Source organism: Enterococcus sp. FSL R5-0957 (assembly GCF_038008005.1).
GTDB lineage: Bacteria > Bacillota > Bacilli > Lactobacillales > Enterococcaceae > Enterococcus_B > Enterococcus_B faecium.
Window position 1 is genome coordinate 207,992 of sequence record NZ_JBBOYG010000001.1, and the last position, 14,843, is coordinate 222,834.

11 protein-coding genes and 4 pseudogenes are annotated in these 14,843 nt (G+C 39.4%); 13 read left to right on the forward strand and 2 right to left on the reverse strand.

Annotated features, from left to right (window positions below):
• Positions 1–59: 59 nt before the first annotated feature.
• The 6 genes and pseudogenes from bglB (at position 60) to MKX69_RS01040 (ending at position 5,898) form a co-directional block, all read left to right on the forward strand.
• A pseudogene (gene bglB, locus MKX69_RS01015) lies at positions 60–1,174 on the forward strand (beta-galactosidase BglB).
• 16 nt (positions 1,175–1,190) lie between these two features.
• Complete coding sequence (locus MKX69_RS01020; protein WP_341008395.1) at positions 1,191–2,219, forward strand: TRAP transporter substrate-binding protein; 1,029 nt, start codon at positions 1,191–1,193, stop codon at positions 2,217–2,219.
• Between the two features lie 5 nt (positions 2,220–2,224).
• A complete protein-coding gene (locus MKX69_RS01025) occupies positions 2,225–2,704 on the forward strand; it encodes a TRAP transporter small permease (protein WP_002288258.1) in 480 nt (159 codons plus the stop codon).
• Between the two features lie 15 nt (positions 2,705–2,719).
• Positions 2,720–3,999: pseudogene (locus tag MKX69_RS01030) on the forward strand (TRAP transporter large permease).
• A gap of 10 nt (positions 4,000–4,009) precedes the next feature.
• Entirely contained in the window at positions 4,010–4,834 is an 825-nt protein-coding gene (locus MKX69_RS01035) for a sugar phosphate isomerase/epimerase family protein (RefSeq protein WP_114634809.1), read from the forward strand.
• A gap of 164 nt (positions 4,835–4,998) precedes the next feature.
• A complete protein-coding gene (locus MKX69_RS01040) occupies positions 4,999–5,898 on the forward strand; it encodes an AraC family transcriptional regulator (RefSeq protein ID WP_114634808.1) in 900 nt (299 codons plus the stop codon).
• A gap of 125 nt (positions 5,899–6,023) precedes the next feature.
• Here the strand turns inward: MKX69_RS01040 and MKX69_RS01045 are convergent.
• Positions 6,024–6,892, reverse strand: a pseudogene (locus MKX69_RS01045) (AraC family transcriptional regulator).
• Between the two features lie 152 nt (positions 6,893–7,044).
• Here MKX69_RS01045 and rhaB point away from each other — a divergent pair.
• The 5 genes and pseudogenes from rhaB to fucO form a co-directional block, all read left to right on the forward strand.
• Positions 7,045–8,505 carry a rhamnulokinase gene (gene rhaB / locus MKX69_RS01050; RefSeq protein WP_114634806.1) on the forward strand — a complete coding sequence of 487 codons (1,461 nt, stop codon included), beginning with the start codon at positions 7,045–7,047 and terminating at the stop codon, positions 8,503–8,505.
• Positions 8,502–9,758, forward strand: coding sequence for an L-rhamnose isomerase (rhaA, locus tag MKX69_RS01055; RefSeq protein ID WP_114634804.1), 1,257 nt, complete (start codon positions 8,502–8,504; stop codon positions 9,756–9,758). Before rhaB ends, rhaA begins: the two co-directional genes overlap by 4 nt.
• A 13-nt stretch (positions 9,759–9,771) precedes the next feature.
• Positions 9,772–10,617 (forward strand): rhamnulose-1-phosphate aldolase, encoded by an 846-nt coding sequence (rhaD, locus tag MKX69_RS01060; RefSeq protein WP_341008402.1) that lies wholly within the window; start codon positions 9,772–9,774, stop codon positions 10,615–10,617.
• Position 10,618: 1 nt separating this feature from the next.
• A complete protein-coding gene (rhaM, locus tag MKX69_RS01065) occupies positions 10,619–10,930 on the forward strand; it encodes an L-rhamnose mutarotase (protein WP_002298313.1) in 312 nt (103 codons plus the stop codon).
• Positions 10,931–11,012: 82 nt separating this feature from the next.
• A pseudogene (gene fucO / locus MKX69_RS01070) lies at positions 11,013–12,146 on the forward strand (lactaldehyde reductase); the annotation flags it as partial.
• A gap of 19 nt (positions 12,147–12,165) precedes the next feature.
• Here the strand turns inward: fucO and MKX69_RS01075 are convergent.
• Positions 12,166–13,074 carry an IS982-like element ISEfm1 family transposase gene (locus MKX69_RS01075; RefSeq protein WP_002343056.1) on the reverse strand — a complete coding sequence of 303 codons (909 nt, stop codon included), beginning with the start codon at positions 13,072–13,074 and terminating at the stop codon, positions 12,166–12,168.
• A gap of 263 nt (positions 13,075–13,337) precedes the next feature.
• Between MKX69_RS01075 and MKX69_RS01080 the strand changes: the two genes are divergently transcribed.
• Positions 13,338–14,096, forward strand: coding sequence for an IclR family transcriptional regulator (locus tag MKX69_RS01080; RefSeq protein WP_114634799.1), 759 nt, complete (start codon positions 13,338–13,340; stop codon positions 14,094–14,096).
• Between the two features lie 99 nt (positions 14,097–14,195).
• Complete coding sequence (locus tag MKX69_RS01085) at positions 14,196–14,840, forward strand: bifunctional 4-hydroxy-2-oxoglutarate aldolase/2-dehydro-3-deoxy-phosphogluconate aldolase (RefSeq protein ID WP_002288242.1); 645 nt, start codon at positions 14,196–14,198, stop codon at positions 14,838–14,840.
• Positions 14,841–14,843 lie beyond the last annotated feature (3 nt).

Here is a 14,843-nt window from a genome sequence, read left to right on the forward strand (position 1 = left end):
ACGGTATTACTGCTATATTAAGGATATAAAATGAAAGCGTTTAAAAAGGTGGCGTAAAGATGATTATTAAAGAAGAGATTTTTGTACCTAAAGAATTAGTGAAAGAAAAAATTGACCTGCTCGTTGAAAACCTGACAACGATCAAAGACGATAATGGTGAATTTTTGTTGGACTTTGAAGGACTGAAAGTAGATGACAAGAGCTGGACAGTGTGGAATTGGCCACAAGGTGTCGGTCTATATGGTATTTATAAAAATTACCAGATGACAAAAAATCCTCGCGCTTATCAAGTGGTCAATGAATGGTTTGAGGATCGTATGGAAGAAGGCGCTCCGCCCAAAAACGTCAATACAATGGCACCGCTATTGACTATGGCTTACTTGTATGAAGACACGAAAGATTCACGCTATTTGCCTTATTTAGAACAATGGGCAGAATGGGTCATGAATGACATGCCTCGGACAAATGAAGACGGGTTACAGCATGCCACATATGGACCGGAAAATAAGAATCAGTTGTGGGACGATACATTGATGATGACAGTGCTTCCTTTGGCAAAAATCGGGAAACTGTTGAATCGCCCAGAATATTTAGAAGAAGCTCGTTACCAGTTTATGATCCATATCAAATACTTGATGGATAAACGATCAGGATTGTGGTATCACGGCTGGACGTTTGAAGGAAATCATAACTATGCCGAAGCATTTTGGACTCGTGGAAACTGCTGGTTGACGATTGCTATTCCAGAGATCATTGAAATCTTAGAATTATCGAAAGAAGATGCATTGCGCAAATTATTGATCGAAACACTTGAAGCACAAGTGCGTGCATTAAAAACTTATCAGTCTGAAAGCGGTTTATGGCATACGTTGTTGGATGATCCTTCTTCTTACGTAGAATCTTCTGTAACTGCAGGATTTGCTTACGGTATTTTGAAAGCGGTCCATAAACGTTATTTACCACAAGAATATAAAGAAGTCGCTTATCGTGCTATCCAACTATCCAAGGATTGCTTGAACAAATCGATGAAAAAGGAGAAGTTCAAAACGTTTCAATCGGGACAGGAATGGGGGACAGTTTAGATTTTTATCGGAATATCGGAATCACAGCAATGCCTTATGGACAGTCGTTAACGGTGCTTTGTTTGACAGAATTGCTCGTCTCTTATTGTTAAAAGAAAGGAAACCCATATGAAAAAAACATCACTGCTGTTTGCAGCAAGTTCGCTTAGCCTAGGTCTGCTAGGTCTAAGCGGCTGCGGAAATAATTCTAGTGTGGCAACTGTCGCAGATGCAGACGTAAATGAGATAGTTACCTTGCGCTTTGCTTATGCAAGCAACAGCCAGCCAGTAATTGATGCAATGAATGAATTTGGGCGTTTAGTAAAAGAAAAAACAGATGGTTCCGTACAGATCCAGTATCTCCCAGATGGACAACTGGGTGGAGAACGTGAACTGATCGAATTGACACAGTCAGGAGCAGTAGATTTCACAAAAGTAAGTGCCTCAGCGTTGGAAAGTTTCTCTAAAGATTATTCGATTTTTTCAGTTCCTTATCTATTCAATGATGAAGAACATTTCTTTAAGGTGATGGATAATGAAGAAATAATGGAGCCAATCTACCAATCGACCAAAAATTTAGGATTTACCAGATTGACCTATTATGATTCTGGTCAGCGCAGCTTTTATATGGTAGACGGTCCGATCCATACGCCGGAAGATTTGAAGGGAAAGAAGATCCGTGTGATGCAAAGCGAAACCGCTATCAAAAGGGTAGAGCTTTTAGGCGGTTCGCTCGTACCTATGGGAAGTGATGAAGTGTACACGTCTCTTCAATCCAATTTGATCAACGGATCAGAAAACAATGAATTTGTCTTGTATACAGCTGGACATGGTGGTGTGGCTAAATACTATTCCTATGATGAGCATACACGTGTGCCAGATATCATCATCATGAATGATGCCATCAAAGAACAGCTAACTGATGAGCAGGAAAAAGCCATTGAAGAAGCAGCGAAAGAATCAACGGTTTTTGAAATTGAAGCTTTTGCAAAAGCAATTGAAGAAGAAAAAGCTTTAGCACAAGAAGAACATGGAGTCCAATTCAATGATGTAGATAATACACCGTTTCGAGAGGCAGTTGCCCCACTTCATGATATATTCAAAAACGATCCTACCTACAAAGACCTTTATCAAAAGATCCAAGAGCAAGGAGCGTAGCTGTGATGAAAATGATTTTAAACAAGGTATTAGAGATCCTGGGAGCTGTTTTGCTTGTTGGGATGGTCGCTGTTGTTTTATGGCAAGTATTTTCCAGAACGGTTTTAGGAAATCCAAATACGGTCACGGAAGAGCTTGTTCGATTCGGTCTTGTCTGGTTTGCCATGTTGTCTTCCGCGTATGTTGTGGGACAAAAAGCACATTTAGCCGTAACGGTTTTAAGTGAAAAATTAACTGGCAAAAAAAGTAAAATTTTAGAAGTTGTTGTTCAAAGTTTATTTCTGGTATTTGCTGCGATGATCATGGTGTATGGCGGATGGAATGCTGTCACATTGACAATGGGGCAGATCTCGCCTTCTTTAAGTATTCCTATGGGATATGTTTATCTGTCAGTACCTGTATCGGGGGTACTCATCATTATCTATAGCCTGATTAATCTAATCGATACATTAAGCAACAAGCCAGCAATTCAAGAAAAAATATAAAAATGGAGGAATAAAATGGCAATAGAAGCCGGATTAGTGTTATTTTTTGTATTTGCTGTGTTGCTTGTATTAGGGATGCCGATTGCTATAAGTATTGCATTCTCATCGATGATGACTTTATTGTTAGTTATACCGTTTGATGTTTCTGCTTTTAGTTCAGCTCAAAAAATGGTGGGAAGTATCAATAGTTTTTCGCTGATCGCTATTCCGTTTTTCGTTCTCTCGGGCATTATCATGAATAATGGAGGGATAGCTAAGAAACTAGTGGATTTTGCGATGTTGTTCGTCGGGCGCGTGCCGGGGGCTTTGGCTCATACGAATGTGTTAGGGAATGCTTTATTTGGTTCCATCTCTAGCTCGGCCATTGCCGCTTCTACCGCGATTGGTGGAGTGTTGATCCCTCAGCAAGTGGAAGAAGGATATGACCGGAAGTTTGCGACAGCGGTCAATATCGCGTCAGCTCCGACAGGTATGGTCATTCCTCCAAGTACTGCTTTTATCATGTATTCACTTGTTGCTGGTGGTGCTTCGATCTCTGCTTTGTTTAAGGCGCTTTGTGGGCGCTAGGAATCATGCTAGTAGCATTCATCGTTGCTAAAAAGAATAAATACCCTGTTGTCGAAAAAGGACAGATGGCTCATGCTGGAAAAATAATAAAAGAGGCGATTCCTAGCCTTCTATTGATTGTCATCATTATCGGTGGTATCTTGACGGGGATATTTACAGCAGTAGAAGCTTCAGCGATAGCTGTCATTTACTCCCTGTTGATTGCTATGTTTTACTATAAAACGGTAAAACTAAAAGATATACCTAATATGTTGTTTCAATCAGTAGCAATGTCAAGGACGATCATGTTCTTATTGGTTACTTCTTCCATGATGTCTTTCGCCATGGCGTTTACCGGTATTCCTCAGGCAATTAGTTCGTTGATTATGGGCGTAACGGATAATAAATTTATTATTCTGTTATTAGTCAATCTTGTGTTATTACTGGTGGGTATGTTTATGGATGTGGCGCCTGCTATCTTGATTTTTACACCAATATTTTTACCAATCGTCACAAGTGTAGGGGTTGATCCTGTACATTACGGGTTGTTTTCAATCATGAATCTGTGTGTAGGCTCCATCACGCCGCCAGTAGGTACAGGACTATATGTCGGTGCAAGTGTAGGAGGCGTAAAAGCAGAGGCAATGCTGAAACCGCTTCTTCCTTTTTATGGGGTTATCTTAGTCGTCTTGTTTTTGATTACTTACTTCCCGCAAATCGTCATGTGGCTACCCAATATGCTGAGTTAGGAGAATAGTTATGTTGAACATTACAATTAGAGGACATGATCTTTCCGAAGTCCAAACGATAGAAGATCTTGCAGAAAAAACAAAAGAACAAGGGATTCATACACTGCAGCTCGCCTTAGGTCTTTCGTTTCCTGAAATACCTTCTGGCGCAAATGAGATCAATTCTGGGATGGGAAATTATGTCAAACGAGTTTTAGAAAAGCAAGAAGTGACCGTAGGAATTTTAAGTTGCTATATCAATATGATTCATCCAGATTTAACGATACGAGAAGAGTTGCTGACAAAGTTCGAGCAGTATCTTCGCTATGCTTCTTCCTTTGGTGCGTCGATGGTTGCTTCGGAAACTGGATGTGTTTTGCCGGAAATCCAATATACAGAAGAAAATTTCACAGATGAAGCATTTGCTGAAGCAGTGTCCGTTATCCGTCGCTTGGTAAAAGCTGGAGAAAAATACCAAATGATGGTGGGGATACAACCAGGTTTGAATCATCCGGTGTATTCTTTAGCAAGGGTAGAGCAGCTGATCCAAGCAGTAGATTCGGACTATCTAGGAATCATTTTAGATCCGACCAATTTGATCACAAGTAGTGATTATCAAGAACAAGTCCAATTGGTAGAAGAAGCTTTTGAACGTTTTGGTGAAAAGATATGTGCGGTTCATTTGAAAGATTTTCGTGTCGAACAGGAAAAAATCGTGCCGGTAAATTTGGGAGACGGTGTGATCGAGTACACAAAAATCAAAGAAATCATCATGAAGAATCGTCCGTACCTGTATGTGGTTCTTGAAGAAACAAAAGATGATGGGATCCGTTATGGAAGAAGTCTTCTTGAATAATGTAAAGAAGACGTTGGTTAACTAATATTTAGAATGGAGGGGGCGGGGCTAGAAGATGCCACGTCTCTTCTTTTTTATAAGAGTATATAAAAGCAGCTCTTTTTGATTACAAAAAACGTGGTATAATAAAATTGTGCATAAGTGAACAAAAGGAGGTGCGGCACATGCTCCAAAAGAAAATCAGCGGTGAACAAGTCAATACGATGGTTTCTGATCAGTATGAAATCTATCATGTCAAAGATGTCGTCAGCCAAAATAAAACGATCTATCATCATCATGATTTCTATGAGATCCATGCTACATTAAAGGGAGAAGCGACTTTTTATTTGAACGGACGACAATTTACGATCAAAGCAGGAAGTGTGCTGCTCATCCATTCCAATGATTTGCATTGTATCGTCCGCCAATCTTCAGATGTATTCGAGCGTGTCTATATCTTTGTCACCCCTTCTTTTCTAGAAAGTCGTTCCACGCCATGGTCTAATCTATCGGCTTGTTTTCAACCAATAGGAGAGAAGAGGAGTCGTGTATTGCAAATAGAACAGGAAGTATTGAAGCAAAAATTATCATTTATCGACCATCCTCCTGATAAAAAAATTTACGGTGAAGACATAAAATATGAACAAGCTCTGGTAGAATACTTGATTTTTCTCAATCAAGTTGTACAAAAAGAAGAGAGTGCGCAAGAACAGAATGCTGTAGTTCCTAATGAGCGTGTGGAACACATGTTACAATATATCTCAAAAAATTTATCTCATCCGCTTTCTTTAGAGGAAATGGAAAAGCAATTTTTTGTCAGCAAATACCATATCACACGAGAATTCAAAAAGTACACTGGATTTACGTTTCATCAGTATGTAATGAAGAAAAAGCTGATCTATGCCAAGCACTTATTGCGAGAGTACCGCAGCTCTAGTGCTGTATATAGTAAAAGTGGTTTTTCGTCTTATCCGCATTTTCTGAAAGCATTCAAGAGAGAGTTCGGCATAACGCCTAAAGAATTTTTGAAACGTGATACACAGAAACAGTTGGTTCATTATGAACATTTTGAAGATGAACAATGAGAATGATCACTAAAAAATAACCGCAGTAGCTGCTGTTGTTTATATAGAAGCAGAAACTGCGGTTATTTTATTTTTATCTATATATTTCAAAATATTTTGAAAAAATGACGTACATATTATATGAATCAGCTGAATTTACGAAAGTCTCTCGGCGATAGTCCTGTTTTTGCTTTGAACAGGCGGCTAAAGTAAGCAAAATTCTCAATCCCTATTTCTTCGGAAATCATTCGAACCGTAAATTCTGTATACCGAAGAAGGTCTTTAGCGTAAGAGAGTTTTTTGCTGATCAAATAATCGATTGGTGGAGAACCGATAAATTTGGAAAAATCTTTGCTCAGCTGATATTTATTCAATAAGAATTGTTGTTCTAATTGATCAAGTGTAATCGTTTCTTTGAAATGTTCGTCTAAGTATTGCTTCAGTTTGTAAACGTAGGCGGGAATATCCTCTTCTTCGAAATCTAGCTGATACTTTTGCAAAATCAGTTCATTCAGCAACTCGTGGATAGCTACAGAGGACTGGAAATCGGTACGGGCATTCGTACCTTGTTGCATGTGGATCAATTCTGTGATCAAATGGTGGATCTTGTTTTCTGATGGATCCCCTGTTGAATGGAAGGTGTTATGGCCGTCTTTTGTGAACTCCTGATAAAATGATTGGACGTTCTGACCATTCAAATGGATCCAATCCATTTCCCATGGTTCTTCGCTGATCGTTTGATAACGCTGATATTCTTGGCAGTCAATAAAAAATAAGTCTCCAGCTTTTAGCTGTTGCTGATTATCATTATATGTAAGCGAACCTTCGCCAGACAAAGTAAACTTTATCAAGTAAGAAGGTAAATGTGCTCGTTCAGTATAGTAAGGGATTGGTGCTTTGAAGTAACCGATTTCTTGGATATAAAAAATAAATTCCTGCTTCTTTGTGTAGGCGTCAAGATCACTCTTTTTGAGTCTTCAGACCATGAGTGGTTGGCTTTTTCCCAGTAATCCATATAAACACTCCCAACTTGTCAAGATAATGCAATTATATACCAAAATAGTGTGAAGCAAAATATAAGATTCTGTATTATGATAGCATTGTTAATAAATGATAACGCTTTATTAATAAAGTGCTAATCAACAATAAAGTAAAAGAGGTGGAGAAATGAATCCAACATTTGTTGCCATCGATATCGGTGCATCAAGCGGACGACTAATGAAAAGTACGAGGGATGCAAAAGGTGCTTTGATCTTGGAAGAAGTACACCGGTTCAAAAACGGCTTTCGGAACAAAGACGGTCACGATCGCTGGAAGATCGATTATCTTATCAAAGAGATTTTGATTGGATTTGAAAAATTAAAGCAGACAGGGATTGATCGTCTTTTTGCGGGGATCGATACATGGGCAGTCGATTACTGTCTGATTGATGAACAAGGGGATCGGATAAACGATCCGATTGCTTATCGGGACAAGCGTACCAATGGAGCAGTAGAACAGTTTTCTGAAATCTATTCTCTAGATAAGTTGTATGAGCAGACAGGGATTCAGATCCAGCCTTTCAATACCTTGTTCCAATTGTTTGCTGAAGAAAAAGAAAATTTGGCAAAAGCACATAAATTGTTACTGATACCTGATTATTTAGGGTATGTCTTTACTGGTAACATGGTGACGGAGAAAACTAATGCATCTACTATGCAGCTGCTGAATGCAGGGACAAAAGAATGGGAAATAGAACTTCTTGAAAAAATCGGTGTCTCGAAGGAATTATTTCCACCATTGACAGAGCCGGGAACGATACTAGGAGATCTGCAAAAAGAACAATTTTCAAAATATGATTTGCCAGATGTGACCTTTATCACAGTAGCAAGTCATGATACGGCGTCAGCTGTATTAGGAACGCCAGGTCAAGGAGAACGTTGGGGTTATATCAGCAGTGGGACATGGTCGCTTTTAGGGATTGAAACAAAGATCGCCAATGTTTCTCGCAATGCTTTTTCTGAAAATTATACGAATGAATGGGGTGCCCATAACACGGTGCGTTTTTTGAAAAACATCATGGGGATGTGGTTGATCCAGGAAGTTGCCCGAATGCAAGAGTACGAGTACAGTTATGCGGAATTGGCAGAGCTTGCTGCAAAAGAAAAACCGCTGCAGCAAGTGATGGAAATCAATGACCCTCGATTTTTGAATCCCCAAAATATGATAGAAGAGATTCAGCAATACTGTTTTGAAACAGAGCAGCCAGTCCCTGTCTCGCCGGGAGCTATCGTTCGTTGTGTGTATGATAATCTTGCTCTTTGTTACGCACAAGAGCTGATCAAAGTAGAACACTTAACTGGAACGAAATTGGAAAAGCTGCACATCGTAGGGGGCGGATCGAATAATCGTCTACTGAATCAATTGACAGCAGATTATGCCGGAATCATTGTAGAAGCAGGTCCTAGTGAAGCCACAGCAATCGGGAATGTTGCCATGCAAATGCTCAGTACAGGTCAGTTTTCGAATATAGAACAAGCAAGAAATGTAATCAAACAGTCGTTTCCATGTGAAACTTTTTACCCAGATGAAAATAAGCAAAACACGATGGAATGGTACGTGAATAAAATCAAAGGAGTAATCGTATGAACACGATTGAAAAAAATTACGAACAAGCAAAAGAAAAATATGCAACTATCGGTGTAGATACAGATGCTGTACTAGAAAAGATACAGGACATCAAAATTTCTATGCATTGCTGGCAAGGAGACGATGTCAAAGGTTTCTTGACACCGGATGGCGAATTGACCGGTGGAATCATGGCGACAGGGAATTTTCCAGGAGCCGCACGAACACCTGAAGAGCTTAGACAAGATCTGGAAAAGGCTTATTCGTTGATACCGGGCAAACACAAATTGAATCTTCATGCTATCTATTTGGATACAGAAGAATCTGTCGATCTAAATGAAATTGAGCCGAAACATTTTGAAAAATGGGTAGAGTGGGCAAAAAAAGAAGAAATCGGTCTTGACCTCAATCCGACTTTCTTTTCGCATCCAATGATGAAAGACGGCTTTACATTGGCTCATCCAGATAAAGAAGTTCGTGAATACTGGATCGAACACGGGAAAAGAAGCCGCAAAATCGCGGAGTACTTTGGGAAAGAAACTGGGCAAACAAGTATCAATAACTTTTGGGTACCTGATGGGATGAAAGATAATCCGATTGATCGTTTTACCCCACGGGAACGTTTAATGGAATCACTCGATGAAATTTTTACAGAAGAGTTAGATGAACGGTATGTACAAGATGCAGTAGAAAGCAAACTATTTGGTTTAGGCGCTGAAGCTTATACAGTCGGCTCCCATGAATTTTATATGGGTTACGGGTTGACTCGTGACAAACTTGTTTGTCTAGATGCTGGACATTTTCATCCAACAGAAGTGATTTCCAATAAATTATCTTCATTAGCTTTATTCAGCAAAGGAATCATGTTGCATGTTTCCCGTCCAGTGCGCTGGGATTCAGACCATGTGGTTTTGATGGATGATGAATTGCAGGAAATCGCTAAAGAATTAGTCCGTAACGAATTGTTGGAAAAAACAAATATCGGTCTGGATTTCTTTGACGCAACGATCAACCGTATCGCTGCTTGGGTCATCGGTACGAGAAATACACAAAAAGCACTGCTGAAAGCTATGCTGGAACCAGTTGAGCGATTGAAAGAAATGGAGCTGGCTTTTGACTTTACTTCAAGAATGGCTTATACGGAAGAATTGAAAGATTTCCCCTATGCCGATGTATGGAATTATTTCTGTTACAAAAATCAAGTTCCAGTTGGTTTGGATTGGCTGGAAGAAGTCCAGGAATATCAAAAAGACGTGTTGGAATTAAGAAAATAGGAGTGTGGCTATATTGAAAAAAATAGATATTTTACAAGCGCCTTATGTGAAAGAAATGATCGAAACGACGTCGAATCTTTATCGCTTGGGATGGGATGAAAGAAATGGCGGGAATATTTCTTATTTACTAAAAGAAGAAGAGATCACACCGTTCTTGGATCCTGAAAAAGTGATCCGCCGCATCTCGATGATTTTTGATGCCAGCCGTTTGGCAGGATGCTATTTTATTGTAACTGGTTCAGGAAGATATTTTAAAAATGTAGCGAGCGAACCTGCCGATAATCTTGGAATCGTTCGAGTTGCTGAAGATGGCAAAACACTGGAACTTTTGTGGGGGCTGGAAAACGAATGCCTTCCTACAAGCGAGTTGCCAAGTCATTTCATGAGTCATATCGCCCGTTTAGAAGTAGACCCAGATAATCGGATCGTTATGCATTGCCATGCTAGTCATCTATTAGCGATGAGTTTTACGCATGAATTAGACGAACGTTCCTTTAGTCGTACGCTATGGCAAATGTGTACGGAATGCTTAGTTGTTTTTCCAGAAGGAATTTCCATCATTCCGTGGATGGTTCCGGGAACAAATGAGATTGGGGAAGCAACAGCTGAAAAAATGAAAGAAACTCGATTGGTTTTATGGCCACAACATGGAATCTACGGGTCAGGAAAAGACATGGATGAAGTCTTTGGTTTGATCGAGACAGCAGAAAAAGCAGCAGCAGTCTATACGTACGTCAAAGCGCAAGGACCAATCTTGCAAACAATCACAGACGAGAATCTGTGGCGCTTAGCAGATGCGTTTGGTGTTACTCCGAAAGCAGGTTATTTGGAGGAAGTTCATACGAAAGCAGGTGTCTGACATGGTGAAAAAAGCTTTTTGCATGAAAGTTTACCCAGAAAAACAAGAAGAATACAAAAAAAGACATGATGAACTTTGGCCAGAAATGCGTACAGCACTTCGTGAACACGGGGTCATCGACTATTCGATCTATCTTGATCCGAGTATAAGTTTGTTATTTGGTTACTTAGTGATCGAAGATGAAAAGTTATGGGAAAAAATGGCAAATACATCTATCAATCAAAAATGGTGGAAGTACATGGAAGATATCATGGAGACAAATCCAGATGCCTCTCCAGTCAGTTGGGAATTGATGCCAGTCTTTGAACTGTAGTAACAAGCAACTGGGCAACCGGTTGCTTGGGGTTCTTTCGTTTTTTATTGTGAAAAATAATACAAATTAGGAGGAATAAAAAATGAGTAATCGAATGATTTTAAATGAAACATCGTATTTTGGAAAAGGAGCGATTGAGTCGATCGTCCCTGAATTTCAGCAGCGAGGATTCAGCAAAGCAGCTGTCATTACTGACAAAGGATTGATCGAGCACGGTATAGCAACAAAAGTAACAGAACTTCTAGATAAAGCAGCAATCGATTATGCTTTATACGACGGGATCGTACCTAATCCAACGATCCAAAATGTAAAAGATGGAGTGGCTTTTGTTAAAGAGGCAGAGGCAGACTGTTTGATCGCAATCGGTGGAGGTTCGCCAATCGATACGGCAAAAGCCATTGGGATTATTTTGCCGAATCCAGAGTTTTCAGACGTCATTAGTTTAAAAGGTGTTGCTGATACGAAAAATCCATGTTTACCTATATTAGCTATACCAACGACTTCTGGAACAGCAGCAGAAGTAACGATCAACTACGTCATCACAGATGAAGTAAATCACCGAAAATTTGTTTGTGTTGATCCTCATGATATCCCAATCGTCGCGTTCATCGACAGCGATATGGTGATGGGAATGTCGAAAAAATTGGCTGCATCAACAGGTATGGATGCTATGACGCATGCTATTGAAGGGTTTATCACAAAAGGCACTTGGGAAATGACTGATATGCTGCATTTAAAAGCAATCGAAATCATCGGTCATTCTTTGGAAGCTTCTGTAGATGGCGATCAAAATGGGCGAGAAAAAATGGCATTAGGACAGTATATTGCGGGAATGGGCTTCTCAAATGTCGGTTTAGGACTGGTACACGGGATGGCTCACCCGTTAAGTGCATGGTACAACATTCCTCATGGCGTAGCGTGTGCAGCACTTTTGCCAACTGTCATGAAATATAACAAAGAATATACTGGAGAAAAGTACCGTGAGATCGCTCTTGTTCTAGGGATTAAAGGAGCAGCTGAAATGTCTTTAGAAGATGTAAGAGAAGCGGCTTGTGGTGAGATCGATCGGTTGAGCAAAGCGGTTGGAATCCCAGAAACCATTTCTGAATTAGGTGTAAAAGAAGCAGATATCCCAGCAATTGCAGAAGATGCTTTGCGAGATGTATGCACACCAGGAAATCCAAGAGAAACGACAGTAGAAGAAATCATTGCTTTACCCGTGGTGCTAGTTAATTTTAATATCCTAAAGAATATCTCAAAGTTCCTTCAAAACGTCGTTGTGCTCGACTTAATAGAACACTGTAAGCCAGTAATATGCTTTCAAATCTACTCTCTAGCCCTTTAACAGAACGTGAGTTGAAATTTTGACAACCTAATTTTTCTAAGGAAGAACAAACAGTCTCAACTGTTTTTCTTTGTTTTCCAAGTAAGCTGTGGTCTAGTTTTTCTGATTTATCCATGTTTTTACGTGGCGGAACGGATATAGTAATGCCCTTAAGGGCAAGCTTTTCATGGATTTTATGGCTAATATATCCTTTGTCCCCTAGGATATTGGGAAGATTCGCTTCTTCCGATAAAGTCTCTAACACTTTCACGTCATGGACACCTGGATTCGTGATTGAGTAAGTAATCGGAAAGCCAGTCTTAGTAACGATCATATGAATTTTAAGACCATAAAAATAAGATTTTTTTGTTGAGTTATAGCCAACTTTGGCTATTTGATTCAATAGTTTTGCTTGTCTATTTCTAACTGGTTTACATAATGGACTAGGAAAACTATCTATAATTCCGACTAGTTCACCTTTGGTGAGCTTCTTGATGAAAAAGTATCGAATAATCTTGATAGTGTAAGCTAAGTTTGAACTTAAGCGAGTGAATCGACTCCTACTAGGAAAGTCACCATTAGGAAATAAGACGGAACAAACCGCTCTATACGTGGCTCTTTGGCTAGTATAGCCATTAATTATGCCCCATATAACACAAGCAATAATCACTGTATCGCGTTGCTTCAGTTGATCAGTATTTCTTCGGTTTTTAATCTTATCTGGTACACAATTGTGGTATATGTTAGAAACAGTTCTCATAATTTCCTTGAATGTTATAAAAGTATCTGTATAATGTTCAGTATATTTTGATGAACGCATATGTAGTCCTCATTTCTTGGGAGTTTTGAGACTACTATATGCGTTTTTTTGTTGATTTACCAACATGTTTAGACATTTTCCTCTAGGAAAAAATTAACTAGCACCACGGGTTTGCTTTATATCAAAGTTTGATGTAAAAACGAAGCGGATCTTCAACATTAAATTGCCTGTAAAGAGAAATGGTAGTTTATATCTGGATATCTCTTTTAAATTGATGGTATTTCCGCTATAATTTTTCTTATAAAGAAATAGGAGAATATTATATGGAAAATAAAAAGCCTTATGGAACTGTATTGATCAAAGCCTCTAGAATACTAGACTATTTAGCGGAAAACCAAGATGTCTCTTTGCAGACGATCGCAAAGGGTGTGGGAATGACCTCTTCTACAGTCTTGAAAATACTAGATACTTTGCTGATGATCGGCTACGTAAATAAAAATTCAGAGAAAAACTATCGTTTAGGTGCAAAGCTTATTCGCTACGCGAATAAAAACATTGAACAAATCGATTTGGTAGAGTTGACTTTACCGTTTTTAGAACAGCTGCAGCAAAAGATCGATGAGACTATCCACTTAGGAGTATTGGACAACAATGAGATCTTGTACGTGAACAAACTAGATCCAAAACATCAAACGATCCGCATGTCTTCAAAAATCGGAATCACCCGACCATTATACAATTCTGCGATGGGCAAAGCCGTATTAGCAGAATTCAGTGAAGAGCAGTACACTGATTATCTTGAAAAGCATCCGTTGATCCCTTACACAGAATATACGATCACCAATGCATTACGGTTGAAAAAGGAAATCCAAACGGTAAAAGAAACCCACATCGCATTTGACGATGAAGAAATCGAACGTGATATTTTTTGTATAGGAGCCTCAATCGTGAAAAACGAACAAATCATTGGTGCATTTAGTGTAAGTATGCCGAAATATCGTTTAACAGATGAGACAAAAGAACAAATAATCAGTGCCCTCAAGCAAACAAAAAGCGAAATCGAGCAAAGAATTCAAAAATAATGAAAAAAGCGTTTGCAATTTTTCTTTTCTGCCGTATAATATGGGTATAGATTTCCAAGTTATAAAATAAAATTTCTAAATAGGAAATAGATGGAGAAGATGAAAAAAATTGATATTTTATCTCGATTGAAAAACGCCGGAGTGATTGCGGTGGTACGCGGAAAAAGCAAAGAAGAAGCTTTGAATGCTTGCCACGCAATCATCAAAGGTGGTCTAACTGGTATTGAGTTGACTTTTACAGTCCCTCAAGCAGATCAAGTAATCAAAGAACTTTTGTCATTCTACAAAGACCAACCAGAAATAGTGATTGGCGCAGGCACAGTATTAGACGCTGTCACAGCTCGCTTGGCTATCTTAGCTGGCGCAGAGTATATTGTTAGCCCTTCCTTTGATCAAGAAACGGCAGAGATGTGCAATCTGTATCAAATTCCTTACTTACCAGGATGTATGACTATTACCGAGATCAAAACAGCGCTGAAAAGCGGGGTAGATATCGTCAAACTATTTCCTGGAAGCGCTTATGGACCAAGTATCATTTCTGCCTTCAAGGCGCCGATGCCTCAAGTCAATATCATGCCAACTGGCGGTGTGAGTCTGGACAATATGAAAGAGTGGTTCGATGCTGGTGTCGTAACAGTCGGAGTAGGTGGGAACCTTTTAGCACCCGCAGCTACAGGAGATTTCGACAAAGTAACGGAAGTCGCGCAACAGTATGCAGCAAAAATGAAAGAAATCAAGAGGTAGCTG